Origin of the sequence: Pseudomonas sp. NPDC089407 (genome assembly GCF_044900445.1) — a bacterium.
Lineage (GTDB): Bacteria > Pseudomonadota > Gammaproteobacteria > Pseudomonadales > Pseudomonadaceae > Aquipseudomonas.
Genome location: NZ_JBJDNB010000017.1, coordinates 80,650 through 104,981 on the forward strand (window position 1 = coordinate 80,650; position 24,332 = coordinate 104,981).

Consider the following 24,332-nt stretch of genomic DNA (forward strand, 5'->3'; position numbering starts at 1 on the left):
GCTTTTATGTTGGGGAGAGAACACCATGAAACGTCTGCTGAGCACGCTGCTGATCCTCACCGCCCTGGGCCTGCAAAGTGGTTGCAGCCTGCGCGAACCCATGTCGGCCGAACAGGACTCGGAAACCCCGACCCTGACCCCTCGGGCCTCGACCTACTACGACCTGATCAACATGCCCCGGCCCAAGGGCCGGCTGATGGCTGTGGTGTACGGCTTCCGCGACCAGACCGGGCAGTACAAGCCGACCCCGGCCAGCTCGTTTTCCACCAGCGTTACCCAGGGTGCGGCCAGCATGCTGATGGACGCCCTGAGTGCCAGCGGCTGGTTCGTGGTGCTGGAGCGTGAAGGCCTGCAAAACCTGCTGACCGAGCGCAAGATCATCCGTGCTTCGCAGAAAAAGCCTGATGTGGCGGAAAACATCATGGGCGAGTTGCCCCCGCTGCAGGCTGCCAACCTGATGCTGGAGGGCGGCATCATCGCCTATGACACCAACGTGCGCAGCGGCGGCGAGGGTGCCCGTTACCTGGGGATAGACATCTCCCGCGAGTACCGCGTCGACCAGGTGACCGTGAACCTGCGCGCGGTGGACGTGCGCACCGGGCAGGTGCTGGCCAACGTGATGACCAGCAAGACCATCTACTCGGTCGGCCGCAGTGCCGGGGTGTTCAAGTTCATCGAGTTCAAGAAGCTGCTGGAGGCTGAGGTGGGGTACACCACTAATGAACCGGCGCAGCTGTGCGTGCTGTCGGCGATCGAGTCGGCGGTGGGGCATTTGCTGGCGCAGGGGATCGAGCGGCGGTTGTGGCAGGTGGCGGGGGATGCGGGGGCGGGGCAGGCTGCGGTGGACAAGTATCTGAGCCAGAATCAGCCGCAGTGAATGGCTTGGGTGGTTGGCTTGAGGTATCTGGTGCCTGTGAGATCGAGCGCCGCCCGCGCGGCGCATCGCGGATAAATCCGCTCCTACATTTGTTGCAACGTGCCGAACCTGTTACGCCATGGTCGCCTGCCCTGGTGCAGGTCTTGAGTCTTGCAAACCGGCTGACAACCATGGCCTGACAGGCATGGCCACGTTGCAACAAATGTAGGAGCGGATTTATCCGCGATGCGCCGCGCGGGCGGCGCTCGATGTCAGCCCCAACCCAAAGCTTGAGCCATACACCCCCAGACATCCCCCGATCCATCAACCAGATGACGCCCAGCCATTTCCCCCAGCATCGACCGCGTCAGCGGGTGAGGAAGTGAAGTCCGGCGAGAGAAGTGTTACTGCTCATGCCCCGCGCTTGAAACGCCTCCCCGACACCAGTAATCTTTGCCCGCTGCTGTAAGTCCAGCAGCCGGGTTTGGTCACCCGCAATCATCAAGGCGCACAAGCGCCCGCTCTGCGATACAGTTGGCGCTTTTTTGTGCCCGGCTGTTTCGTTTTATGGCGGCTGTGCGTGGGGCGCCTCCGTGCGCGCCGGTTTCCTTGATTCCCGGTTGACCAACCCGCGTACAGTCGCCACCCATTCGTTTGGTCACGTTGTGTGGCGGCTCCCGTGAATCAAGGAGCGACACAATGACAAAAGGCTTACCTGATCCTCCCGTACGCGCCACCACGGCGGCCTCCAGTTTCTCTACCTGTGAATGCAGCCATCCGCCGTTGTTTGCCGTGCGCTCGGGGGTGGACTACGAAGATGCGCTGGTGCATTTGTCCACGCTGCTGAAAGGCGCGTTTGCGACCAACCTCAAGGCGCTGGAGCTGGCCAAGGGGACCTGCCGTGATCTGTTGTTGAGCAATGACCATGGGCTGGATTCGGCCAAGGCGGTGGTGGAGGCGTTGCTGGATGGGGTTGAGAGGCAGCAACTGGCCGGGCGGGGGAAGCTGACGCCGGGCGCCTGACCTCAAAGGCCTCTTCGCGGGTGAATTAGATCACCGCACCGCCGCCCTCACAGGTTTAGCGCTAACTTGCAGCCAGCACAGGACCTGTGGGAGCGGGCGCGCCCGCGAAGAGGCCGGTGCAGGCGACATATTATTTTCATCACTGCGCTGCAACGACTTGGACTTGGCGCAAGACCGAACCCGAGACCCAGGGAAGCTGCTGCGGATGGGGGCTGTACACGAGAGGTAATCGTCAGTGAGTCGGTGGTCACCGACGGTGGCGACCACGTCAGCCAAGGAACACATTCGGGTTCACACAAAAGCGGTCGGCCAGCGCCCGGATCTGGCAAATGTTGAGTTTGCGCTTGCCCGACAACAGCTGGGCGACGGTCGACTGGCTGCCGATCTCGGGAAGGTCGCGCTGGCTGACCCCGTGCTCTTCCATCAGGGAACGCAGCACTTCGACACCGGTGGCGTCGGGGGTGGGAAAGTGCTTTTTATCGAAGTCGCTGATCAGGTTAGCCATGCACTGCACCAAGCCATCCCGCGGGTGCCCTTCGTCATAACCAGTGATTTCTTGCAGCTCGTCAAGCGTGTGTCACCACACGCATGCAAACCCCTTGATTCGCTTTTGCAATATAGCGAAGGGTACAGTCGACGGCGGTGGGGTATTTGCTGGCGCAGGGGATTGAGCGGCGGTTGTGGCAGGTTTGGCTTCCTGAATCACTACTGCCATAGCCTTCTCTACGGTACGTCATGGGTCTCAGGGATTGAACAGTTAGCGACAGGGTAAAACTATCATTTTTACCAGTATGCGATCTGAATCTGAATTGAGAGACTGAAGCGACAGAAATTCAGAGTGGAGCGCTTTTATGTCATATGGACCAGTCAGATCAGTGAGTAGTTGGCCAGCGGGTACAGGTAATAAAGCAAAGCCGCAGGCCGGTGTGCTGCAATCTTTTTACTGCAATAATCGATTGTCTACAGAACTACAGGGCGCCTCGGGTGTTTCAATTATTCAAGGGGGAGGTCAGATAGTGGCGCAACACCGCCGTGAAGGTGGTGAATGTTCTGCCGTATTGTTGGCGGGCGATCAGCAGGGGTCAGTGCTGAATACATTTTTGGTTGGCTCGCTGTTGAAAACCACTCAATATTCTGCCTATGGTTTCAATGCTGCAACAAGCCGGTCGAATAGCATCCTTGGTTTTAATGGTGAGCGTCCAGATTTGATGACGCAGAACTATCTGTTAGGGAAAGGCTATAGGGGTTTCAGTCCGGCCATGATGCGTTTCGTTTCTGCAGATAATATGAGTCCATTTGCGCGCGGTGGTTTGAATTCTTATGCTTATTGTTTAGGTGATCCAATAAACCTGCAAGATCCGAGCGGACATTTTTCTATAGGAAAGCTATTCTCGCGTTTCTTCAATTTTGTTCGAGGCAAGTCGAAGTCAAAGCCCTCGAATAATGTTGCGTACAATGGAGAGGTCAGTGTCGCCGTCACCAAAGGGCCTGGCACTAACAACGTGATAACCTCACCAACCGGTAGTCCTCGGGCCAATCCGCGGGCTAGTCTCGACGGCACTGTATTTGAAGGTTATCACGGTTCTGTTGAAAAGTTTAAGAACTCGCTGGAAGCTGGCATTAAGCCTCAAATCGGTGGGAACGACCTGGACGGAGCTGGGTTTTATTTTTCGAGGCGTCGTTCTGTGGCAGAAAGATTTTCTAAGGAGCGAGAAAATCTCCATAAGAGCCCGGCGCAGGTGTTTGAAGTCCGCAGAAGGCAATCCCAAACCTGGCAGGCAGGGGTCGATTTCGATGAGTATTACGGTGCGTCAAGAAAAGTTTATGAGCGCTCTTTTAATAAGTTAATAGTCCGGGCTGTAGAGGTAAGGCGCCCTTAAAATAGGCGGTTTGTTCTTGGTAGATAACCAGAGTTTTGGGTTGGCCTTCCGGATTTGGTATCCCGCGCTCAATCAAGGCGCACAAGCGCCCGCTCTGCGATACAGTTGGCGCTTTTTTTGTGCCCGGCTGTTTCGTTTTATGGCGGCTGTGCGTGGGGCGCCTCCGTGCGCGCCGGTTTCCTTGATTCCCGGTTGACCAACCTGCATACAGCCGTCACCCTTTCGTTTGGTAGCGATTTGTGGCGGCTCCCGGCGCTTGCAACCAACCTCAAGGCGCTGGAGCTGGCCAAGGGGACCTGCCGTGATTTGTTGTTGAGCAATGACCATGGGCTGGATTCGGCCAAGGCGGTGGTGGAGGCGTTGCTGGATGGTGTGGAGAGGCAGCAACTGGCCGGGCGGGGGAAGGTGGTGTCGGTCTAAGCGCCTGGCGATAGAGATACGGCGCCTGTGAGATCGAGCGCCGCCCGCGCGGCGCTTCGCGGGGCAAGCCCGCTCCCACATTTGTTTCGGGCCAATTATGCCTGTGCCTCTGGCGCGCGCACCCTGGGTGTATGGCTGGAAATTGATGAAAAGCAGGGGCGCAGCCGATATCGAATGGAATAAACAGGGCGGGCAGCGGTGAACTCACAGCAGTGATTGGCCCGAAACAGATGTGGGAGCGGGCTTGCCCCGCGAAGCGCCGCGCGGGCGGCGCTCGATGTCAGCCCCACCCAGAACCCAAGCCATACACCCCCAGCCACTACGCGATCCATCAACCAGATGACGCCCCGCCATTTCTCCCGCACACTGCGGAAAATTCCCAAGCCCGTACCCCGCCACCTTGCGGAGCACAGCCGGAGTAGAAAATGGCGCGACAACTAATAACAAACGCCCACGACCCGCTGCATGAATCCCGCCAGGCCCGCCTCAGACTGGCCAGCGATGGCGAACTGCCGTTGGGCATGCTGCGCGACGAGATCGACGCCTCCTGGCGGCGCAGCCTTGGCCATGGCCTGGATTGCCTGCAAGGCGAACAGGTTGGCCTGGGCCTGGAGCAGGGCCATGACCTGCGCATACTGCTGGAGCGCAACCGCCTGCTGGTCGATGCCGTTACCCCGGAACTGGATTACCTGGTCGCACGCCAGGGCAAGGCGGGCATCGTCATCCTCGGCGATGCCCAGGCCAACGTGCTGGCCATCGAGGGGCAGACGCATGTACTCAGCCGCGAGGGCCTGCGCGACCTGCACCCGGGCAGTTGCTGGAGCGAATCGCTGCGCGGCACCAATGCCATCGGCACCGCCGTGGTGGAAGGCCGCCCGACATTGATCAACTGCGGCGAACATTACCTCGACCGCCTCAGCCCGTTCTCTTGCACCTCCGTCCCCCTGCGCGACCCGCGTGGCGAGGTGATCGGTGTGCTCGACATCACCCGTGAAGGGGTGATGGCGCAACCACAGGACAGCCTGACAACACTGATGCTGGCGGCCGGCAACATCGAAAGCCGCCTGTTCGGCCTGTGCCATCCGGAACAACTGGTGCTGGCCTTCCACAGCCGCCCGCAGTACCTCAACAGTGCCTGGCATGGCCTGCTGGCGCTGAGCCTGGACGGTGAAGTGCTGGCGGCAAACGAAAGTGCCTGCCAGCTGCTGCAGGTGCCGCGCCATGAACTGATCGGCCGGCGTAGCACTGACCTGTTGGGCGAACGCTCGCCAGCCTTCATTGCCCGCCTATGGCAAGGCGGGGTGAGCAGTGTGCAAACCGCCAAAGGCGAGTTTTACTTCCGCGCCTTGCAGCTGCCACGCCATGGGCGGGTCAACGGCAGCACGCCGGTGAGCAAACCGGCGTCGAGCAAGCAGTCGCCGGCACTGGACGCGCTGGCCGGTGGCGACCCACGCCTGGCGCGCAACCTGCGCATGGCCCGCCAGGGGCTGGGCAATGGCCTGCCAGTGCTGCTGCTGGGCGAAACCGGTACCGGCAAGGAAGTCGTTGCGCGTGCTTTACACCAGGCCAGTCCCCGGGCAGATAAACCGTTCGTGGCAGTCAACTGCGCGGCAATCCCCGAAGGGCTGATCGAGTCCGAGCTGTTCGGCTACCGCGAGGGCGCTTTCACCGGTTCACGCCGGGGTGGCATGGTCGGGCGGTTGATGCAGGCCCACGGCGGCACGCTGTTCCTCGACGAGATCGGCGACATGCCGCTGGCCTTGCAGGCGCGCCTGTTGCGGGTATTGCAGGAGCGTCGCGTAGCGCCATTGGGCGCAGGTGACGAACAAGACATCGACGTGGCGCTGATCTGCGCCACCCACCGTGACCTCAAGCGCCTCATGCAGGAACAACACTTCCGTGAAGACCTGTACTACCGGGTCAACGGCGTGTCGCTGCGCCTGCCGGCATTGCGCGAGCGCGATGATCTGGCTGCGATCATCCAGGGCCTGCTGGACAAGTCCGAAGCCCGCGGCGTTACCCTCGACCCTGCGCTGAGCGCATTACTCGAAGGCTTCGACTGGCCTGGCAACATCCGTCAGCTGGAAATGGTGGTGCGCACCGCACTGGCCATGCGTGAGGACGGCGAGCAGGTGCTGACCCTCGACCACCTCACCGACTGCCTGCTGCACGAACTGGCCAGCAGCACGGCGCCTTCCGGCAGCCTCAAGGACACCGAACTGGAACAGATCCGCGGTGCGCTGGCGCGTCACCAAGGCAACGTTTCTGCCGCTGCCGAGGCACTGGGTATCAGCCGCGCCACGCTGTACCGCAAGCTCAAACAGTTGCGCGGCTGACGTGGGCGGCCTGTTCGCAAGGCTGGTGGACTCCAGCGACCCTGTACTCATGCGCCAGGCGTTGGCCTGGCTGTATGGTTTCGTGCGCCCGCACCGGCGCGCCATCGGCCTGTTGCTCGGCTTGTCGCTGGGGGCCTCGCTGCTGGCGCTGGCGCAACCCTGGCTAGTCAAGACCCTGATCGACGAGGGGCTGCTGGCCAAGAACTACCAGACCCTCTGGCACATGGCGGCGATCATGATTGGCGCCGGCCTGCTGGGTACCGTGCTGGCCGGGGTCAACCGCTACCTGCATACACGCTTGTCGGGGCGCATTTTGTTTGCCCTGCGCGACGACCTGTACCGCCACCTGCAGCAGTTGTCGCCGACCTTCTACGGCCGGCGGCGTATCGGCGACATTCTTTCGCGGCTGGACGGCGATGTGGCGGAGATCCAGCGCTTTGCCGTGGACTCGCTGTTTTCTGCGGTGTCGGCGGTCATTGGCCTGGTGGGGGCCGTGGCATTGATGCTGATGCTGTCGTGGCAACTGTCGTTGCTGCTGGCGCTGCTGGTGCCGATCGAGGTGTTGTGGCTGCGCTGGATGCGGCGCAAGGTCGAGCGCGAAGTGCGCAACCTGCGCGAGCGCTCGGCGGATGTGTCGTCGTTCCTGGTCGAGACCCTGCCGGCGATGAAATTCATCCAGGCGGCTGGCCAGCAACACCGCGAGGCGGGGCGGCTGGACCAACTTGGCCAAGGTTACATGCGCCAGTTGCTGAAGGTGCAGGTGACCGAATTCTTTACCCAGGCGATCCCCGGCACGCTGACCTCGTGGTGCCGTGCCTGCGCGTTCCTGGTCGGTGGCTGGTGGGTGATCCACGGCACCTGGCAACTGGGCGCGCTGATTGCGTTCTCCACCTACATGGGCATGGCGGTCGGGCCGGTGCAGAGCCTGCTGGGCCTGTATGTGGCGGTGCAGCGCATGGCCGTAAGCCTGGGGCGGGTGATGGAACTGAAGCAGGAGGCGGTAGCGGTGCGCCCGGCAGCCAACCCGCAACCCATGCCCGATGGCCCGGGCGAATTGCGCCTGGAGGCGCTGAGCTTTGCCCACGAGGGGCGCCAGGGCGCAGTGCTGAATAATGTGCAGGTGTGCGTGCCGGGCGGCCTGAAGGTGGCCATCAGCGGCGCTTCGGGGGTCGGCAAGTCGACCCTGATCGACCTGTTGCAGCGCTTCTACGACCCGGACGCCGGGCGCATTCTGCTGGACGGGGTCGACCTGCGCGACCTGGACCTTGCTGCGTTGCGCCGGCGTATCGCGGTGGTCAGCCAGGACATTGTGCTGTTCCGTGGCACCCTGGCACAGAACCTTGCCTATGGTGTGCCCCAGGCCACGCGTGAAGCGTTGGAGCGGGTAGTGCGCCTGGCGCGCCTGGATAGCCTGGTCGAGAGTTTGCCGCTGGGCCTGGACGGCCTGCTGGGCGAGCGGGGCCAGCAGCTGTCCGGTGGCCAGAAGCAACGCATCGCCATTGCCCGCGCGGTATTGCAGGCACCGGCGATCCTGGTGCTGGACGAAGCCACGTCGGCAGTGGACGAAGCTACCGAGCGCGAGGTGATCGCGGCTATCGACGAATTGTTCGCCGGCCGTACGCGCATCCTGATCAGCCACCGCGCTTCGACTTTGGCCGATGCCGACCTGCACTTGCAGTTGCATGACGGCACATTGCAGGTGCTGGCGCAGGAGGTGATCAAGCATGGGCACTGACCTGCGCGTTGGCGTCATCGACAGTGGCTGTTCGCAGGAGCAGGCCCGTGATTTGCTGGGTGCCCGTCGTTTCTGGCTGGAAGACGGCCAGTTGCGCGAAGGTGCAATGCTGCCTGACCAGCTTGGCCACGGCAGTGCGGTGCTTGCTGGCTTGCAGCGTGAGGCCGGGCCGGTGCCAGTGTTGGTGGCCCAGGTATTCAGCGCCCAGGCCAGCACCAGTGCCTTGCAGGTGGCAGCCGCGCTGCTGTGGCTGATGGAGGCGGGGGCGACGTTGGTCAACCTCAGCCTTGGCTTGCAGCAGGATCGGCCTGTGTTGCACCAGGCTTGCGCCGAGGCGTTGGCCGCCGGTGTGCTGTTGTGCGCTTCCAGCCCTGCGCAGGGTGGACCGGTATACCCGGCCAGCTACCCCGGGGTCATCCGGATTACCGGCGATGCCCGCTGTGCACCGGGCCAGTGGTCGTGGCTGGGTACACGGCAAGCGGATTTTGGCAGTTACGTGGGCGAGGGCGGCAGGGCGGGGGCGAGCCTCGGCTGTGCGGCCTTGAGCGGCAGGATTGCGGCCTTGCTGCGTGATCAACCGGGCATGGACCGCCAGCAGGTGCATGACTGGCTGCGTGACCATGCGGCCTTCAAGGGCCCCGAGCGACGAGGTGCCAGCCATGGTTGAACCGCGCATTGTGGTGTTGGGCGCTGGCCCTGCCGGTGCAGCTACGGCTATTGGCCTGCGGCGGCTGGGCTATGCCGTGACGGTGGTGTCGGATTGGCGCCGCTTTGCGGCCGTCGAAGGGGTTTCCCTGCGGGTGCTTGAAGGGCTGCGTCACGCTGGCCTTGGCGGAGCCTTGAGCCAGGCCTCGATGCCGGCCAGCCGTCAAGTGCGCTGGAATGGCCAGCACCTGCAAATGAATCAGGAGTTTCTGATCGACCGGCAATGCTTTGACCGGGCGTTGCGCGACGATCTTCAGCGTGCAGCTGTGAGCATGGTCGAGGGGCGGGTGCGTGAGGTCGTTCACGAGGGTGGTCATCGTGTTCGTCTGGAGGATGGGCAGGTATTGGCTGCCGACTTCCTGGTCGAGGCCCGGGGCCGCCAGGCACCGCTGGCTGCAGACCGCCTTCGTGGGCCGGAGACGGTCAGCCTGCTCAATGTCTGGCAGGGTAGCCCCGGTGCGCCGGCGTCGGCGGTGGAGAGCCTGAAAGATGGCTGGGCATGGATGGCGCGGCTGGAAGATGGCCGCTGCTACTGGCAGGTCACCCTGGATGCCGCAGGCTTGCCGGGCAGGGCCGGGTTGGCGGACTACTGTGCGCAGCGCCGAGCCCGCAGTGCGCAGGTGGCTGAGTTGTTCGATGAGCAGGCGTTAGAGCCTGCACAGGTACATGCGCGCAGCAGTACTGCGATTCTGGCCGGCGAATGTGTCGGGCACGACTGGATACGGGTAGGTGATGCCGCAATGGCGGTTGACCCGCTGTCGGGCAACGGGATTTTCCAGTCGCTGTCATCGGCGTTGCAGGCGCCGGTGGTGATCAATACGTTGCTGCGCCGGCCCCAGCGGGCTGCATTGGCACGGCAGTTTCATCAGCAGCGGGTCGAGCAGCTGTTCTTGCGCTTTGCCCGGATCGGGCGGGATTTCTACGGGCAGGAGCAGAGTCGGGCGGGGCAGCCGTTCTGGGATCGGCGCCAAGGTTGGCCGGATGCGCAGCCATTACATCAGGCAGCTGATTGGCATGCGATACGGGTAGAACGGCGGCCTGTACTGCGTGATGGTCTGGTGGATGAGGCCGAGGTGGTGGTGACGGCGGATCAGCCGTTGGGGGTGTGGCATTTGCAGGGGGTGGAATTGGCGTCGGTGGTGCGGGAAATTCGCAGTGGTCGGCCGGTTGAGGCAGTGTTGGCGGGCCTGGCGGGTGAACAGCAGATGATGGTGCGGCGGTGGTTGTTGGAGCAGGGGTTGGTTTGAGATCTTGGGGCCGCTGTGCGGCCCATTGCCGGCAAGCCAGCTCCCACAGGCACAGTGTGAGTTCGAAATCAGTGCAAGTATGTGTGGGAGCTGGCTTGCCGGCGATAGGGCCTTCACATCAGAAGAAGGTCCCGACGATCAGTTGCATGTAAGTCCCGGTGTCCGTCCCCCCCAACTGCGTCCCTCCATTCGCCGCACTACGCTCCGGCTTGTAAAACCCCACCACCGGGCTGATCAGCAGGTGGTCGTTGACCATCCATTCCACATACAGGTCCAGTTCCCGCCCGCCGAGGTTGCCTTGGTCGGTGTCCAGCGTATCGAAGTCGAAATACAGCGCCCCAACGGTCATGTTGTCCCGTGGCTTGCCTTTCAGCGCCACGTGGTGCACCTGGCTGTTCTTGTTGAACGGCCCGGCATAGTTGGCCGCCACTTCACCCTGGAACCAGGTGCCATAGCCGCGGCTAAGGCCATAGAACAATGGGTCGAACCCTTCTGAAAAGCGGCTGTAGCGGTAAGTGGCGGTGGGCGACCAGGGCAGTTCGGAGAAGGTCCAGTTGCCCTCCAGGTACCAGGCGTTCTCCCGTCCACCGGTTTTGTCCTGGGTCACGTACTCGGCTGCCAGCTCCAGGTCCTTCACCCCCAGGTTGCCGCGCCCGCGCAGGCTGGCGGTGTCCATGCCGTCGCGGTGTTCCAGGCCCATGATCTGCGCGTAGCGCTGGTCCACGTCGAGACCGCGGATCCAGCTCACGCCCACGGTGCCGGCGTCGGCGACGTGTTCCAGGTTGGCCACCGCCAGCGAGGTGTCGGCCTGGTAGTGGTTGTCGGACTTCAGCCACATCAGGTCGCCGCGCCAGCCTTGCTTGCCACCCAAGCGTAGCACGGCGGTACGGTCGAAGGCCTTACGGGCGGCCAGGTAGTAGGCACCGCCGCGGTCGAAGTTGGCGCCAAGGTCGACCTTGCCGAGGTTGACCGGGTCGCCCTGGATCAGAAAGCCGTCACCCAGGGTGACCACCTGGCGGCCACCGGAAATGTCCACGCCGTCTTCGCCCAGGGCCGGGAACAGGTTGGCCGAGCGCCAGCCCAGGTACAGGTCTTCGAAGGCGGTACGGCGCTCATCGCCCAGGGTCAGGCCGGCCGCGTCGCCATCGCCCCAGGTGGCGGAACTGAGCAGGTTGAAGGCGCCGTAGAGCGCGCCGCTGTCTGCCAGGGCCTGGCTGCCGCTGAGGCCGTATTTGATGTAGCCCTCTTGCCACGCGCTGCTGCCGGGCTGGCGGTTGCCGGCCTGGTTGAAGCTTTCGTCACTGTGGAAGACGCCGAACAGGGCTTCGAGGTCGGCGTTGAGGGTGGTGCCGTTCTGGTTGTACAGCTCGTAGGCTTGGGTGGCGGGTGCGGCTAGCAGCAGGGCCAATGTGCAGGCGAGTGTGTGCCTCATGGGGTTGCTCCATGGTTTTTTTATTGTCGTTTTTGTATTGCCTGTTCTGGCCCTATCGCCGGCAAGCCAGCTCCCACAAGTACGGCGAAGGACCTGAGGGCAGCGGTCATCTGTGGGAGCTGGCTTGCCGGCGATAGGGCCAGAACAGGAAACGATCAGAGCTTGATCAACACCGACTTGAGCTCGGTGTAATGCTCGATGGCCGCCGCACCCATCTCACGGCCAACCCCGGACATCTTGTAACCACCAAACGGCAAGGCAGGGTCCAGCGCGCTATGGCAGTTGACCCACACCGAGCCCGACTTGATGCGGGGGATCATGCGGTGCACGGCCGCCAGGTCGTTGGACCAGATGCTCGCGCCCAGGCCGTAAGGGTTGTCGTTGGCCATGCCGATCACTTCGTCGAGGTCATCGAACGGCATCGCCACCAGCACCGGCCCGAAGATCTCTTCCTGCACCAGGCGGTGGCGTTGATCGACATCGACGATCACGGTCGGCTTGACGAAGTAACCCGGCCCAAAGCCTTCGCCACCACAGGCAATGGTTGCGCCCAGTTCGCGGCCCAGCTCGATGTAGCCGGTGACGCGGTCCTGCTGCTTGGCCGAGATCAGCGGGCCCATTTGCACCGCCGGGTCCAGCCCGTTGCCCAGCTTCATGCCATTGGCGATGCCGGCGATATCGGCCACCACGTTATCGAAGTGCTTGCGGTGTACATACAGCCGCGAGCCTGCGCAGCACACCTGGCCCTGGTTGAAGAAGATCGCCGTGGCTGCGCCGGCGGCGGCTTCCTGCAGGTTGGCGTCGGGCATGACGATGGTCGGCGACTTGCCGCCCAGCTCCAGGGTGACGCGGGTCATGTTGTCCATGGCCGCCTTGCCGATCAGCTTGCCAACCTCGGTGGAGCCGGTAAAGGTCAGTTTGTCCACGCCGGGGTGGCGGCTAAGCGCGGCACCTGCATTCAGGCCGGTACCGGTGACCACGTTGAACACGCCTGCCGGGTAGCCGGCTTCATCTACCAGTTCGGCCAGCTTAAGCACGCTCAGCGGGGTTTCATCAGCGGGCTTTAGCACTACGGTGCAGCCGGTGGCCAGGGCCGGGCCGAGCTTCCAGCAGGCCAGTAGCAAGGGAAAGTTCCAGGCAACAATGGCGCCAACCACGCCGACGGCTTCGCGGCGGACGAAACCATGGAACTGGTCGTTGGGCATCAGCGGCATGGACGCTTCGACGGTGCTACCCTCGATCTTGGTGGCCCAGCCCGCCATATAGCGCAGGAAATCAATGGCCAGTTGCACGTCCATCACCTGGGCCACGGCCGCGCTCTTACCGTTGTTCAGGCATTCCAGTTCGGCCAGTTGGCGGGCGTCGCGTTCCATCAGGTCGGCCAGGCGCCACAGCAGGTTCTGCCGTTCACGTGGGCGCAGGCGGCTCCATGGCGAGTCGTCGAAGGCCTGGCGTGCCGCGCGCACGGCGCGGTCGACATCTTCGGCCTCGGCAGCAGGCACTTCACCCAGCACTTCACCGGTGGCCGGGTTGCGGAACGACAGGGTGCGACCGCTGGCGGCGTCCTGCCAGTCGGCGCCGATGCGCATCTTCAGCTTGCGTGCGAGAAAGGCGCGGGTGGCGGGCAGGATGGGCAGGTCGGAAAGCATGGGGCTGTGCCTCTTGTCATTGGATGTGACGGGCACTGGCGCAATGGCCGTGCCAAGGTGGGCAGAAGGCCGCAAGGTGTTGAGCGTGTTGGGTTTTGTCTGGATGCGCGGCGGTGATTGCAGGCGTGCGCTGTTGCACATTGAGACGGTGTGAGACGGTGGTGAAACAGTGGGTACAAGGGCCAATCGCCGGCAAGCCAGCTCCCACAGGTTAACCACTGCCTTGAAGACCTGTGCTGTAACTGTGGGAGCTGGCTTGCCGGCGATTGGACTGCGCAGCAGGCCCTTGTCTCAGGATGAAACACCCTGTCGCGAAATGGCACGCTCCAACCTCTTGGGCAACGGGCTGACACCGCTTTTGAAACCGGCTAATGACCTGAAATACAACACGTTTGTCTGACCTGGCACAGTTCCTGTATCACAACCGTCACATGCACACCTGCTGTACCAAAGCGTGCGAAAAACGATAAGAACAACAACCGTGGAGGTCTGACCTTGAAGACGACTCGACTCCGGCGGCATGCGGGCAAACTGGCGCTGGTCGCCGCCGCGCTGCTGAGCACCCAGGCCATGGCGGCCGAGCAGGGCCCGAGCCTGTTGCAGAACAAGTGCATGGGGTGCCATATCCCCGAAGGCAACGATACCTATAGCCGTATCAGCCATCAGCGCAAGACGCCGGAAGGCTGGCTGATGAGCATCGCCCGCATGCAGGTGATGCACGGTTTGCAGATCAGCGACGACGACCGTCGCACGCTGGTCAAGTACCTGGCCGACAAGCAGGGCCTGGCGCCCAGCGAAACCGAGGGCGTGCGCTATGCCATGGAACGCCGGCTCAATACCGTCGAGCACTTCGACACTCAGCTCAGCGAAACCTGTGGCCGTTGCCACTCCGGTGCCCGCGTTGCCTTGCAACGGCGCCCGGCCAAGGAATGGGAACACCTGGTCAACTTCCACCTCGGCCAATGGCCGTCCCTTGAATACCAGGCCCAGGCGCGTGACCGCGACTGGCTGCCGATTGCGCTCCAACAAGTAGTACCCGAGCTGGCCAAACGTTACCCGATGGAAAACGCGGCCTGGACCGAATGGCAGAAAGCCAGGCCCAAAGCCGACGCATTACCCGGGCAGTGGGCCTTCAGCGGCCATATGCTGGCCAAGGGTGATGTGCGCGGGGTAATGAGCGTTACCGCCGACCAGGGCGACACGTTCAAGGTCGAGGTCAAGGGCGCCTACGCCGACGGCACGCCGTTCAACGGCAGCGGTTCGGCCATTCTTTACAACGGCTATGAATGGCGCGGCAACGTCAAGGTCGGCGATGCCAGCCTGCGTCAGGTGTTCGCCGCGCTGGATGGCGAAATGAAAGGCCGCATGTTCGAGGCTGAGCACGATGAGCGCGGCCTGGATTTCAGCGCCGTGAAAGAAGGCAACGCGCAGCTGCTGGCGATACAGCCGGCGTTTATCAAGGCTGGCGCCGAAAGCGAAATCACCCTGGTCGGCAGTGGCCTGAGCGGCAAGCCGGACCTTGGCGCCGGGGTGGAAGTGACCGAAGTGCTGGAGCAGACCCCGACCCTGGTGCGGGTCAAGGCCCGTGCGGCAGCCGATGCCAAGCCTGGCCAGCGCGAAGTTGCAGTGGGCGCGCTCAAAGGCGTCAACCTGGCGGTCTACGACAAGGTCGATGAAGTGAAGGTAGTGCCGGCGTTCTCCATTGCCCGCATTGGCGAAAACGGCGCCTCGGTGCCGAAGGTGCAGGGCCGTTTCGAGGCCGAAGCCTGGGGTAAGGACGCCAACGGCCAGCCACTGCGCATCGGCTACCTACCGGCCAGCTGGAAGGTCGAGCCGTTCAATGAGCGGGCGGTCGAGGACGAAGACGTCAAGTTCGCCGGGCAGATGCAGGCCGATGGCGTGTTCGTGCCAGGCGGTGCTGGCCCCAACCCCGCGCGCAAGATGATGACCAACAACGCCGGCAACCTGAAGGTCATCGCTACCCTGGCCGACGGTGGCCAGACCGGCGAAGGGCACATGATCGTCACCGTTCAGCGCTGGAACAACCCGCCGCTGCCGTAACGGCAAGACGCAACGGTTTTCCAACGAATCGATTATCGGGAGGTCGCCATGGGCGCACTACTGAACCTGGTCGAACGCAACCTGCATGAAGTGCAGGTCGATGCCGACCGCATGCTGTTCCATATCCCCAGCAGTTCGCTGTTTGCCACCGATGCGGTGACCGGCAGCATCATCGATGCCTTGCGCCAACAGGGCTGCTCGGCCGAGGAGCTGACACAGCGCCTTGGCCAGCAGTTTGCCGGCGACGATATCCAGGACACCCTGCGCGAGCTGATCGCGCTGGAGCTGGTCAGCGACGGCTCGCCACTGACCCCGGAAATCGCCCTCAAGCAGGTCGAGCGCACTGCGCTGAACACTGTGGTGCTCAACGTCAACACCGGTTGCAACCTGAGCTGCACCTATTGTTACAAGGAAGACCTGGACAAACCTTCCGCCGGCAAGAAGATGAGCACTGTCACCGCCGAAGCGTCGGTGGAGATGCTGCTCAAGGAATCGCCGAACGAGGACCGCTACAGCGTGGTGTTCTTCGGTGGCGAGCCGTTGTCCAACCGGCGATTGATCGAGCACATGGTGGCGTACTGCGAGCGGCGTTTTGCTGAAGCGGGCAAGCAGGTGGAGTTCATCATGACCACCAACGCCACCTTGCTCACCGAAGAGATCATCGACTGGCTCAACGCCCACCGCTTCGGCCTGTCGATCAGCATCGACGGCCCGAAGACCGTGCACGACCGCAACCGCATCACCGTGGGCGGGCAGGGCACCTATGATGTGGTGCGGCGCAAGGCCGACCTGCTGCTGTCGCGCTACACCAGCCGCCCGGTGGGCGCGCGGGTCACGCTGACCCGCGGCATCACCGACGTCGAAACCATCTGGAACCACCTGTTCAACGAAATGGGCTTCGCCGAAGTCGGCTTTGCCCCGGTCACCTCCGGCGACATGGCCGACTTCAACCTCACTGGCGAAGAGCTGGTGCAGGTGTTCGTCAACATGAAGGCGCTGGGCCGCAAATACCTGGAGGCGGCGCTGGAGCATCGCAACATCGGCTTCTCCAACCTGCACCAGCTGATCACCGACATTCACGAGGGCCACAAGAAGGCCCTGCCGTGCGGTGCCGGCCTGAAGATGCTGGCAGTGGACCACAAGGGCGAGCTGAACCTGTGCCACCGCTTCACCGGCTCCAACCTGCCGACCTTCGGCAACGTGCACCAGGGCGTGAAGCAGGCGCAGCTCAACGACTTCCTGTCGCAGCGCCTGGACCGCAGCAACACCGGCTGCGAAAGCTGCCGCATCCGCAACCTGTGCTCGGGCGGCTGCTACCACGAAAGCTATGCGCGCTATGGCGACCCGCAGCACCCCACCTACCACTACTGCGAACTGATGCGTGACTGGGTCGACTTTGGCATCGAGGTCTACAGCCGCATCATGGCCGCCAACCCGGCCTTCATCGACCGCTACATCACCCCGCGGAAGGCGCACTGACATGAAGCACTTGAAGCCCCTGAACAACAAGGCGCGCATCCTCGAGCAGGCCGCCGCCGAAGACCGCGTCGAAGACGTCATGGCCATGAGCGCCGTGGCGGGTTGCACCGCCACCACCGACCCGGGCTGGGAAGTGGACGCCTTTGGCGGCGTGAGTTCGCTGTGCCAGCCGATGGAGGCCGACCTGTATGGCTGCTCCGACCCTTGCTGGTGGCCGGCCCAGGTGCCGGACATGATGAGCACCTATCAGGACTGGAACGCCCAGGCCACCAACTCGGCGGATGACTGGCGCAACCTTGGCACCGTGTTCCCGAAAGACAAGTGACCGGCCCAACAAGAATGACAAGGGGAAACCGCATGAAAGCTGGACGCTGCGCACCACTCGCGCTCACCATCGCCGCCACGGCCTGTGCCGGGCTGGCACAGGCCGACGACACCGGGCCGGCGCTGAAGGCTGGCCACGAATACATGATCGTGACCAACTACCCGAACAACCTGCATGTGGTCGATGTGGCCACTGACACGGTGTACAAGAGCTGCGTGATGCCTGACAAGTTCGGCCCCGGCACCGCGATGATGGCGCCGGACAACCGCACCGCCTACGTGCTCAATAACCATTACGGCGACATCTACGGCATCGACCTGGACACCTGCAAGAACACCTTCCACGCCAACCTGTCGAGCGTGGCGGGCGAGGTGGGCCGCTCGATGTACTCGTTCGCCATCAGCCCGGACGGCAAGGAAGTGTACGCCACGGTCAACCCCACCCAACGCCTGAACGACCACTACGTGGTCAAGCCGCCACGGCTGGAAGTGTTCAGCACCGTGGATGGCCTGGCCGCCAAACCGGTGCGTACCTACCCGATGCCGCGCCAGGTATACCTGATGCGCACGGCCGACGACGGTACCCTGTATTTCGCCGGGCCCGATATTTACAAGATGGACGTGAAGACCGGCAAGCATTCGGTGGCCTTGCCGCTGCGCAACTGGAACCGCAAGGGTTACAGCGCCCCGGACGTGCTGTACTTCTGGCCGCACCAGAACCCGCGCCACGAGTTCTCGATGCTGTACACCATTGCCAAGTTCAAGGATGCCAAGCAGGACCCGAACGAGGCCGAGTTGCTGTACGGTTACCTGAGCGTCGACCTGAAGACCGGCAAGACCCATACCCAGGAGTTTGCCGACCTGACCGAGCTGTACTTCACCGGCCTGCGCTCGCCCAAGGACCCGAACCAGATCTACGGCGTGCTCAACCGCCTGGCCAAGTACGACATCAAGGAGCGCAAGCTGATCAAGGCGGCTAATCTGGAGCACACCTACTACTGTGTCACTTTCGACAAGAAAGGTGACAAGCTGTACCTGGGCGGCACCTTCAACGACCTGGCGGTGTTTAATCCGGATACGCTGCAGAAGGTGAAGAACATCAAGTTGCCGGGGGGGGACATGTCTACCACTACACCGCAGGTGTTCGTCCGTTAGATCGTAGGGGGCTGCTTTGCAGCCCTTTCGCGACACAAGGCCGCTCCTACAAGGGCGCGGCGTACCCATGTAGGAGCGGCCTTGTGTCGCGAAAGGGGCGCGCAGCGCCCCCGGCAATCTCAAATGGTGCGCAATCCGATGAGCCAACCAAGCTATTCCCAGGGCAACCAGAACAAGCCCCTGCTTACCCACTGCATCGGCGACGCCTTCGACACCACCGTCGCCCGCTTCCCCGACCGCGAGGCCCTGGTCGTCCGCCACCAGGCCCTGCGCTACACCTGGCAGCAGCTGGCCGAAGCCGTCGACCAGCACGCCCGCGGGCTGATGGCGCTGGGCGTGCAACCCGGTGACCGCCTTGGCATCTGGGCACCCAACTGCGCCGAATGGTGCATTACCCAGTTCGCCAGCGCCAAGGTTGGCGCGATCCTGGTCAACATCAACCCAGCCTACCGCTCCAGCGAACTGGACTACGCCCTTGGCCAGTCCGGCTGCCGCTGGATCATTTGCGCCGATGCATTCAAGACCTCCGACTACCATGCCATGCTGCTCGCCCTGATCCCGGGCCTGGCCAACGGCCAACCGGGCGCCCTGATCTGCGAGCGCTTCCCCGAACTGCGCGGTGTGGTCAGCCTGGCCGCCACACCACCGTCGGGCTTCCTTGCCTGGCACGACCTGCAGGCCCGCGCCGAGGTGGTCAGCCGCGAAGCCCTGGCCGAACGCCAGGCGCAACTGCGCTGCGACGACCCGATCAACATCCAGTACACCTCGGGCACCACCGGCTTTCCCAAGGGCGCCACCCTCAGCCACAGCAACATCCTGAATAACGGCTACATGGTCGGCGAAAGCCTGGGCCTGACCGAGCATGACCGGCTGGTGGTACCGGTGCCGCTGTACCACTGCTTCGGCATGGTCATGGCCAACCTCGGCTGCATGACCCACGGCAGCACCCTGATCTACCCCAATGATGCCTTCGACCCCTTGGCCACGCTGCGCGCGGTGGCAGAGGAAAGGGCGACTGCGCTGTATGGCGTGCCGACCATGTTCATCGCCGAGCTGGACCACCCGCAGCGTGGTGACTTCGACCTGTCGAGCCTGCGTACCGGGATCATGGCCGGTGCCACTTGCCCGATCGAGGTTATGCGCCGGGTAATGAGCGAGATGAACATGGCTGAGGTACAGATTGCCTACGGCATGACCGAAACCAGCCCGGTATCGCTGCAGACCGGTGCCACTGATGACCTGGAACGTCGCGTAACCAGCGTCGGCCGCACCCAGCCACGGCTGGAGAACAAGGTAGTCGATACCGATGGCAACAGCGTGCCACGCGGCGAGATCGGCGAGCTGTGCACCCGCGGCTACAGCGTGATGCTGGGGTACTGGAACAATGCCAAGGCCACTGCCGAATGCATCGATGAGGACGGCTGGATGCACACCGGTGACCTGGCGGTGATGGACGAGCAGGGCTATGTGCGTATTGTCGGGCGCAGCAAGGACATGATCATTCGTGGCGGCGAGAATATCTACCCGCGCGAGCTGGAAGAGTTCTTCTTCACCCACCCGGCGGTGGCCGATGTGCAGGTGATTGGCGTGCCGTGCAGCAAGTACGGCGAAGAGATTGTGGCGTGGGTACGGTTGCACCCGGGGGATACCGCCAGCGCGGAAGAACTGCGTGAGTGGGCGAGGGCACGGATTGCGCACTTCAAGGTGCCCAGGTACTTCCGCTTTGTCGATGAATTCCCGATGACGGTGACGGGTAAGGTACAGAAGTTCAGGATGCGTGAGATCAGTATCGAGGAATTGGCTGCAGATAATCTCAGCCCTGCAGCAACTCCGGGCTGTTGAAATTGCTCAATCTGCGATCACCCTCGGCACACTCCAGCGCTTGTACTCTGTCGCGCAGCAGGGCCTTCTGCAAACTCCGCTCCCCCTCGGCCCAGGCCTGTTCCAGCACCGGCAACACCCGACGCGGCAGCACGCTGAACATCGGCTGCCAGTACCCACCCTGGCGCACCATGGCAGCCCTGTCATTGGCCGCCGCCGCACGCAGCAGGTCCTCGACCAGCGCCCGGTCAACCAGCGGGGCATCACAAGCCAGCACCACCACCCATGCATGCCGCGCCACCTTGAGCCCGGCAATCACCCCTGCCAGCGGCCCGGGGAAGTCTGCGTCGGCATCGCCCACCAACTGGTCGGCATAAGCGCGGTAGACAGCCTGATTGCGGTTGCAGGAAATCACCAGGTCATCAGTGAGTGGCCTTACGGTACGGTGCATGTGCGCGATCAAGGGTTCACCCTGCCAGTCCACCAAGCCTTTGTCACGCCCACCCATGCGCTGGCCACGGCCTCCTGCGAGAATCAGGGCTGAGCTGGCGGGCAAGGGTGTGGTCATGGTTGCAGTTCCAGGCTAGGGCAGGTGGCAACCCTCCCATGGCGGGCAAGCGTTGTCCAGCAAGCGGGCGTCCGCTTTGCACCGACCTGACATTTTTGCCAGTTGTGCCGGGCGCGCCTTCTCCCTTCAATACAGCTGGAACCTTGGCATTGCGATGGTGCCAAGGCCGATAACAAGGAGAAGACTTTTGAACAAATCGGAACTGGTAGCTGACGTGGCGCAGCGCGCTAACTTGCGACCAATGCCAAATTCACGGCCGGTAAAAAATTGAAGGACGCCGTCAAACTCAACGAGCACCCCCGTCAGAAACCTAAACCAAGCAAATGACCGGAAAGGTGATTGGAGCCTGATGCCAGTCAGTCAAACCAGTTGGGGCTGCTTCGCAGCCCATCGCCGGCAAGCCAGCTCCCACCTCGACTGCATTGAATTCGAGCCATACGCCGAACCTGTGGGAGCCTGGCTTGCCGGCGATGGGCCGCAACGCGGCCCCGGATTGCTTGATTGACTGGCGTCAGGCCGGAGCCTTCTCGCTTGTGGTTTTGGCTTTGCCCTTGCCCGCCAACCGCATCACCACCACAAAGAACACCGGCACGAACACCACCGCCAAGGTGGCGCTGAGCATACCGCCAATCACGCCGGTGCCGATCGCCTGCTGGCTGGCCGAGCTTGCGCCGCTGGCAATGGCCAGTGGTACCACGCCAAGGATGAACGCCAGGGAGGTCATCACGATCGGGCGCAAACGCAGGCGTGCGGCCTGCACGGCGGCATCGACCGCGTCCACACCCTGATCGACCAGGTGCTTGGCGAACTCGATGATGAGGATGGCGTTTTTCGCCGACAGGCCGATCAGGGTGATCAGGCCGACCTTGAAGAACACATCGTTGGGCATGCCGCGCAGGGTCACCGCCAGCACTGCGCCCAGCACGCCGAGCGGTACCACCAGCAGCACGGCAGTGGGGATCGACCAGCTTTCGTACAGCGCCGCCAGGCACAGGAACACCACCAGCAGCGACAGTGCCATCAGCATCGGTGCCTGGCTGCCGGACAACCGCTCCTGCAGCGACAGGCCGGTCCATTCCAGGCCGGCACCGGCTGGCAGCTGCGCTACCAGGCGCTCGATTTCGGCCATGGCTTCGCCTGAGCTGTAACCCGCCGCCGGCTCCCCGGAAATCGACACCGCCGGGTAGCCGTTATAGCGGGTCAGCTGCACCGGGCCGCTGACCCACTTGGCCTGGACGAATGCGCCCAGCGGCACCATCTTGCCGCTGTTGTTACGCACATGGATCTTCAGCAGGTCTTCGACCTGGCTGCGCTGGTCGCCTTCGGCCTGCACCACCACGCGCTGCATGCGGCCCTGGTTGGGGAAGTCGTTGACGTAGCTGGAGCCTACGGCAACGTCCAGCACCGTGCCGATATCGGCAAATGACACGCCCAGGGCATTGGCCTGGCGGCGGTCGATTTCCAGCTGCACCTGCGGGCTTTCTGCCAGCGAGGCTTCGCGCACGTTGGTCAGCAGCTTGCTTTTACCGGCGGTCTCCAGCAACTGGTCACGGGCCGCCATCAGCTCGGCGTGGCCCATGCCGCCACGGTCCTGCAGGCGGAATTCGAAGCCGGTCGATTCACCCAGGCCGTCGATCGGGGGGGGCAACACCGAGAAGGCGATGGCGTCCTTGAGCTGGCTGAAGGCCATGGTCGCACGATCGGCGATCGACTGGGCACTGTCGTCGGCACCGCGCTCGGACCAGTCCTTGAGCGTAGTGAAGGCCAGCGCCGCGTTCTGCCCGCTACCGGAGAAGCTGAAGCCGAGAATGAGCGTGGTGTTGCCCACCCCGGGTTCTTCAGTGTTGTGCGCCTCGATCTGCGCGGCCACCTGTTCGGTGCGCATGCGGCTGGCGCCGGGGGGCAGCTGGATATCAGTGATGGTATAACCCTGGTCTTCAGTGGGCAGGAACGCCGTGGGCAACTGGCTGAAGCCATAGCCCAGCACCCCCAGCAGCAGCGCATACACCAGCAGGTAGCGGCCGCTGCGCTTGAGTGCCTGCATGACCCAACGTTGGTAGCCGTTGCTCATACCCTCGAAGCGGCGGTTGAACCAGCCGAAGAAGCCCTTGCGCTCGTGATGCTCACCTTTGCCCACAGGTTTGAGCAGGGTAGCGCACAGCGCCGGGGTAAGGCTGAGGGCGAGGAACGCCGAGAACAGGATCGACACCGCCATCGACACCGAGAACTGCTGGTAGATCACCCCCACCGAGCCTTGCATGAAGGCCATCGGCAGGAACACCGCCACCAGCACCAGGGTGATGCCGACGATGGCGCCGCTGATCTGGCCCATGGCCTTGCGCGTGGCTTGCTTGGGCGGCAGGCCTTCTTCGGCCATGATGCGCTCGACGTTTTCCACCACCACAATGGCGTCGTCAACCAGGATGCCGATGGCCAGCACCATGCCGAACAGGGTCAGCACGTTGATCGAGAAGCCCATCGCCAGCATTACGGCGAAGGTGCCCATCAGCGCCACCGGTACCACCAGGGTCGGGATCAGGGTGTAGCGCAGGTTCTGCAGGAACAGGAACATCACTGCAAACACCAGCAGCATGGCTTCGAACAGGGTGTTGATGACCTGCTCGATCGACACCTTGACGAAGGGCGAGGTGTCGTAAGGGATGGCGTACTTGACGCCTTCCGGGAAATAGCGCGCCAGCTCCTGCATCTTCGCCCGCACCAGGGTGGCGGTTTCCATGGCGTTGGCGCCCGGCGACAGCTGGACACTGAAGGCGGTGGCCGGTTTGCCGTTCAGGCGGGTGCCGTACTGATACTCCTGGGCACCGATCTCGACCCGGGCGACATCGCCGATGGTGACGGTGGAGCCGTCCGGGTTGGCCCGCAGCACAATGGCGGCGAATTCTTCGGGGCTGCTCAATTGGCCCTTGACCACCACGTTGGCGGTGATTTCCTGAGTGCTGCGGGTGGGCAGGTCGCCAATGCTGCCAGGGGCCACCTGGGCGTTCTGGCCGGCGATGGCTTCGGCCACATCGTTGGGCGTGAGGTTGAAGCCGACCAGCTTGCGCGGGTCGATCCAGATGCGCATGGCACGTTCCGAGCCATACAGCTGGGCCTTGCCGACGCCCTTGAGGCGGCGGATTTCATCCATCACGTTGCGCGCCAGGATGTCCGACAGGGCGGTTTCGTCGAGCTTGCCGTCTTCGGAGGTAAGGGTGGCCAGCAGCAGGAAGCCGGTGGACACCTTTTCTACCTGCAGGCCCTGCTGGGTGACCGGGCGCGGCAGGCGCGACTCGACCACTTTCAGGCGGTTCTGCACGTCTACCTGGGCCAGGTCCGGGTTTGTGCCAGGGGCGAAGGTGGCGGTGATGGTGGCGCTGCCCAGGCTGCTCTGCGACTCGAAATACAGCAGGTTGTCGGCGCCGTTGAGTTCCTGCTCGATCAGGCTGACCACGCTTTCGTCCATGGTCGCCGCCGAGGCGCCCGGGTACACGGCGTATATCTCTACCTGCGGTGGTGCCACGTTGGGGTACTGGGCCACCGGCAATTGCGGGATGGCCAGCGCACCGGCAAGCAGGATGAACAGGGCGACTACCCAGGCAAATACCGGGCGGTCGATGAAGAATTGCGGCATGAATCAGGCC

At 63.1% G+C, this 24,332-nt stretch carries 18 protein-coding genes; 13 read left to right on the forward strand and 5 right to left on the reverse strand.

Annotation, left to right across the window (positions count from 1 at the left end):
* Nucleotides 1-25 precede the first annotated feature (25 nt).
* Both ACI2KG_RS15120 and ACI2KG_RS15125 read left to right on the forward strand, forming a co-directional pair.
* Nucleotides 26-877 (forward strand): CsgG/HfaB family protein, encoded by an 852-nt coding sequence (locus ACI2KG_RS15120; protein ID WP_404662467.1) that lies wholly within the window; start codon nt 26-28, stop codon nt 875-877.
* 762 nt (nt 878-1,639) lie between these two features.
* On the forward strand, nt 1,640-1,879 hold the full coding sequence (locus tag ACI2KG_RS15125) for a hypothetical protein (RefSeq protein ID WP_404662497.1): 240 nt from the start codon (nt 1,640-1,642) through the stop codon (nt 1,877-1,879).
* A 268-nt stretch (nt 1,880-2,147) separates the two neighbouring features.
* Here the strand turns inward: ACI2KG_RS15125 and ACI2KG_RS15130 are convergent, their stop codons facing one another.
* Nucleotides 2,148-2,384 carry a type II toxin-antitoxin system HigA family antitoxin gene (locus tag ACI2KG_RS15130; protein WP_404662468.1) on the reverse strand — a complete coding sequence of 79 codons (237 nt, stop codon included), beginning with the start codon at nt 2,382-2,384 and terminating at the stop codon, nt 2,148-2,150.
* Between the two features lie 370 nt (nt 2,385-2,754).
* Here ACI2KG_RS15130 and ACI2KG_RS15135 point away from each other — a divergent pair, with 370 nt between their 5' ends.
* From ACI2KG_RS15135 to ACI2KG_RS15160, 6 genes are all read left to right on the forward strand, one after another.
* A complete protein-coding gene (locus ACI2KG_RS15135) occupies nt 2,755-3,759 on the forward strand; it encodes an RHS repeat-associated core domain-containing protein (protein ID WP_404662469.1) in 1,005 nt (334 codons plus the stop codon).
* Between the two features lie 192 nt (nt 3,760-3,951).
* Nucleotides 3,952-4,179 carry a hypothetical protein gene (locus ACI2KG_RS15140; RefSeq protein ID WP_404662498.1) on the forward strand — a complete coding sequence of 76 codons (228 nt, stop codon included), beginning with the start codon at nt 3,952-3,954 and terminating at the stop codon, nt 4,177-4,179.
* Nucleotides 4,180-4,604: 425 nt separating this feature from the next.
* Nucleotides 4,605-6,515: a sigma-54-dependent Fis family transcriptional regulator gene (locus tag ACI2KG_RS15145; RefSeq protein WP_404662470.1), complete on the forward strand. Its 1,911-nt coding sequence runs from the start codon at nt 4,605-4,607 to the stop codon at nt 6,513-6,515.
* Nucleotide 6,516: 1 nt separating this feature from the next.
* On the forward strand, nt 6,517-8,250 hold the full coding sequence (locus tag ACI2KG_RS15150) for an ABC transporter ATP-binding protein (protein WP_404662471.1): 1,734 nt from the start codon (nt 6,517-6,519) through the stop codon (nt 8,248-8,250).
* Nucleotides 8,240-8,917, forward strand: a complete 678-nt coding sequence (locus ACI2KG_RS15155) for a peptidase S8 and S53 subtilisin kexin sedolisin (protein ID WP_404662472.1) — start codon at nt 8,240-8,242, stop codon at nt 8,915-8,917. The genes ACI2KG_RS15150 and ACI2KG_RS15155 overlap by 11 nt, the downstream gene beginning before the upstream one ends.
* Entirely contained in the window at nt 8,910-10,202 is a 1,293-nt protein-coding gene (locus ACI2KG_RS15160) for an NAD(P)/FAD-dependent oxidoreductase (protein WP_404662473.1), read from the forward strand. The genes ACI2KG_RS15155 and ACI2KG_RS15160 overlap by 8 nt, the downstream gene beginning before the upstream one ends.
* Nucleotides 10,203-10,320: 118 nt before the next feature.
* Here ACI2KG_RS15160 and ACI2KG_RS15165 read toward each other — a convergent pair whose 3' ends face one another.
* Together ACI2KG_RS15165 and ACI2KG_RS15170 are read right to left on the reverse strand one after the other, a co-directional pair.
* Nucleotides 10,321-11,634, reverse strand: coding sequence for a hypothetical protein (locus ACI2KG_RS15165; RefSeq protein WP_404662474.1), 1,314 nt, complete (start codon nt 11,632-11,634; stop codon nt 10,321-10,323).
* Nucleotides 11,635-11,789: 155 nt separating this feature from the next.
* On the reverse strand, nt 11,790-13,283 hold the full coding sequence (locus ACI2KG_RS15170) for an aldehyde dehydrogenase family protein (RefSeq protein ID WP_404662475.1): 1,494 nt from the start codon (nt 13,281-13,283) through the stop codon (nt 11,790-11,792).
* 495 nt (nt 13,284-13,778) lie between these two features.
* Between ACI2KG_RS15170 and peaA the strand changes: the two genes are divergently transcribed.
* The 5 genes from peaA (at nt 13,779) to ACI2KG_RS15195 (ending at nt 20,144) form a co-directional block, all read left to right on the forward strand.
* The gene (peaA, locus tag ACI2KG_RS15175; protein WP_404662476.1) at nt 13,779-15,344 is read left to right on the forward strand and encodes a quinohemoprotein amine dehydrogenase subunit alpha; all 1,566 of its coding nucleotides are present in this window, start codon (nt 13,779-13,781) and stop codon (nt 15,342-15,344) included.
* Between the two features lie 48 nt (nt 15,345-15,392).
* Complete coding sequence (peaB, locus tag ACI2KG_RS15180) at nt 15,393-16,823, forward strand: quinohemoprotein amine dehydrogenase maturation protein (RefSeq protein ID WP_404662477.1); 1,431 nt, start codon at nt 15,393-15,395, stop codon at nt 16,821-16,823.
* Nucleotide 16,824: 1 nt separating this feature from the next.
* The gene (qhpC, locus tag ACI2KG_RS15185; RefSeq protein ID WP_404662478.1) at nt 16,825-17,148 is read left to right on the forward strand and encodes a quinohemoprotein amine dehydrogenase subunit gamma; all 324 of its coding nucleotides are present in this window, start codon (nt 16,825-16,827) and stop codon (nt 17,146-17,148) included.
* Nucleotides 17,149-17,180: 32 nt separating this feature from the next.
* A complete protein-coding gene (gene peaD / locus ACI2KG_RS15190) occupies nt 17,181-18,302 on the forward strand; it encodes a quinohemoprotein amine dehydrogenase subunit beta (RefSeq protein WP_404662479.1) in 1,122 nt (373 codons plus the stop codon).
* A 138-nt stretch (nt 18,303-18,440) separates the two neighbouring features.
* Nucleotides 18,441-20,144, forward strand: a complete 1,704-nt coding sequence (locus tag ACI2KG_RS15195; RefSeq protein WP_404662480.1) for a fatty acid CoA ligase family protein — start codon at nt 18,441-18,443, stop codon at nt 20,142-20,144.
* Here the strand turns inward: ACI2KG_RS15195 and mobA are convergent.
* The gene (mobA, locus tag ACI2KG_RS15200; protein WP_404662481.1) at nt 20,116-20,691 is read right to left on the reverse strand and encodes a molybdenum cofactor guanylyltransferase MobA; all 576 of its coding nucleotides are present in this window, start codon (nt 20,689-20,691) and stop codon (nt 20,116-20,118) included. The genes ACI2KG_RS15195 and mobA overlap by 29 nt on opposite strands.
* A gap of 511 nt (nt 20,692-21,202) precedes the next feature.
* The gene (locus tag ACI2KG_RS15205; protein ID WP_404662482.1) at nt 21,203-24,322 is read right to left on the reverse strand and encodes a multidrug efflux RND transporter permease subunit; all 3,120 of its coding nucleotides are present in this window, start codon (nt 24,320-24,322) and stop codon (nt 21,203-21,205) included.
* Nucleotides 24,323-24,332: the final 10 nt, after the last annotated feature.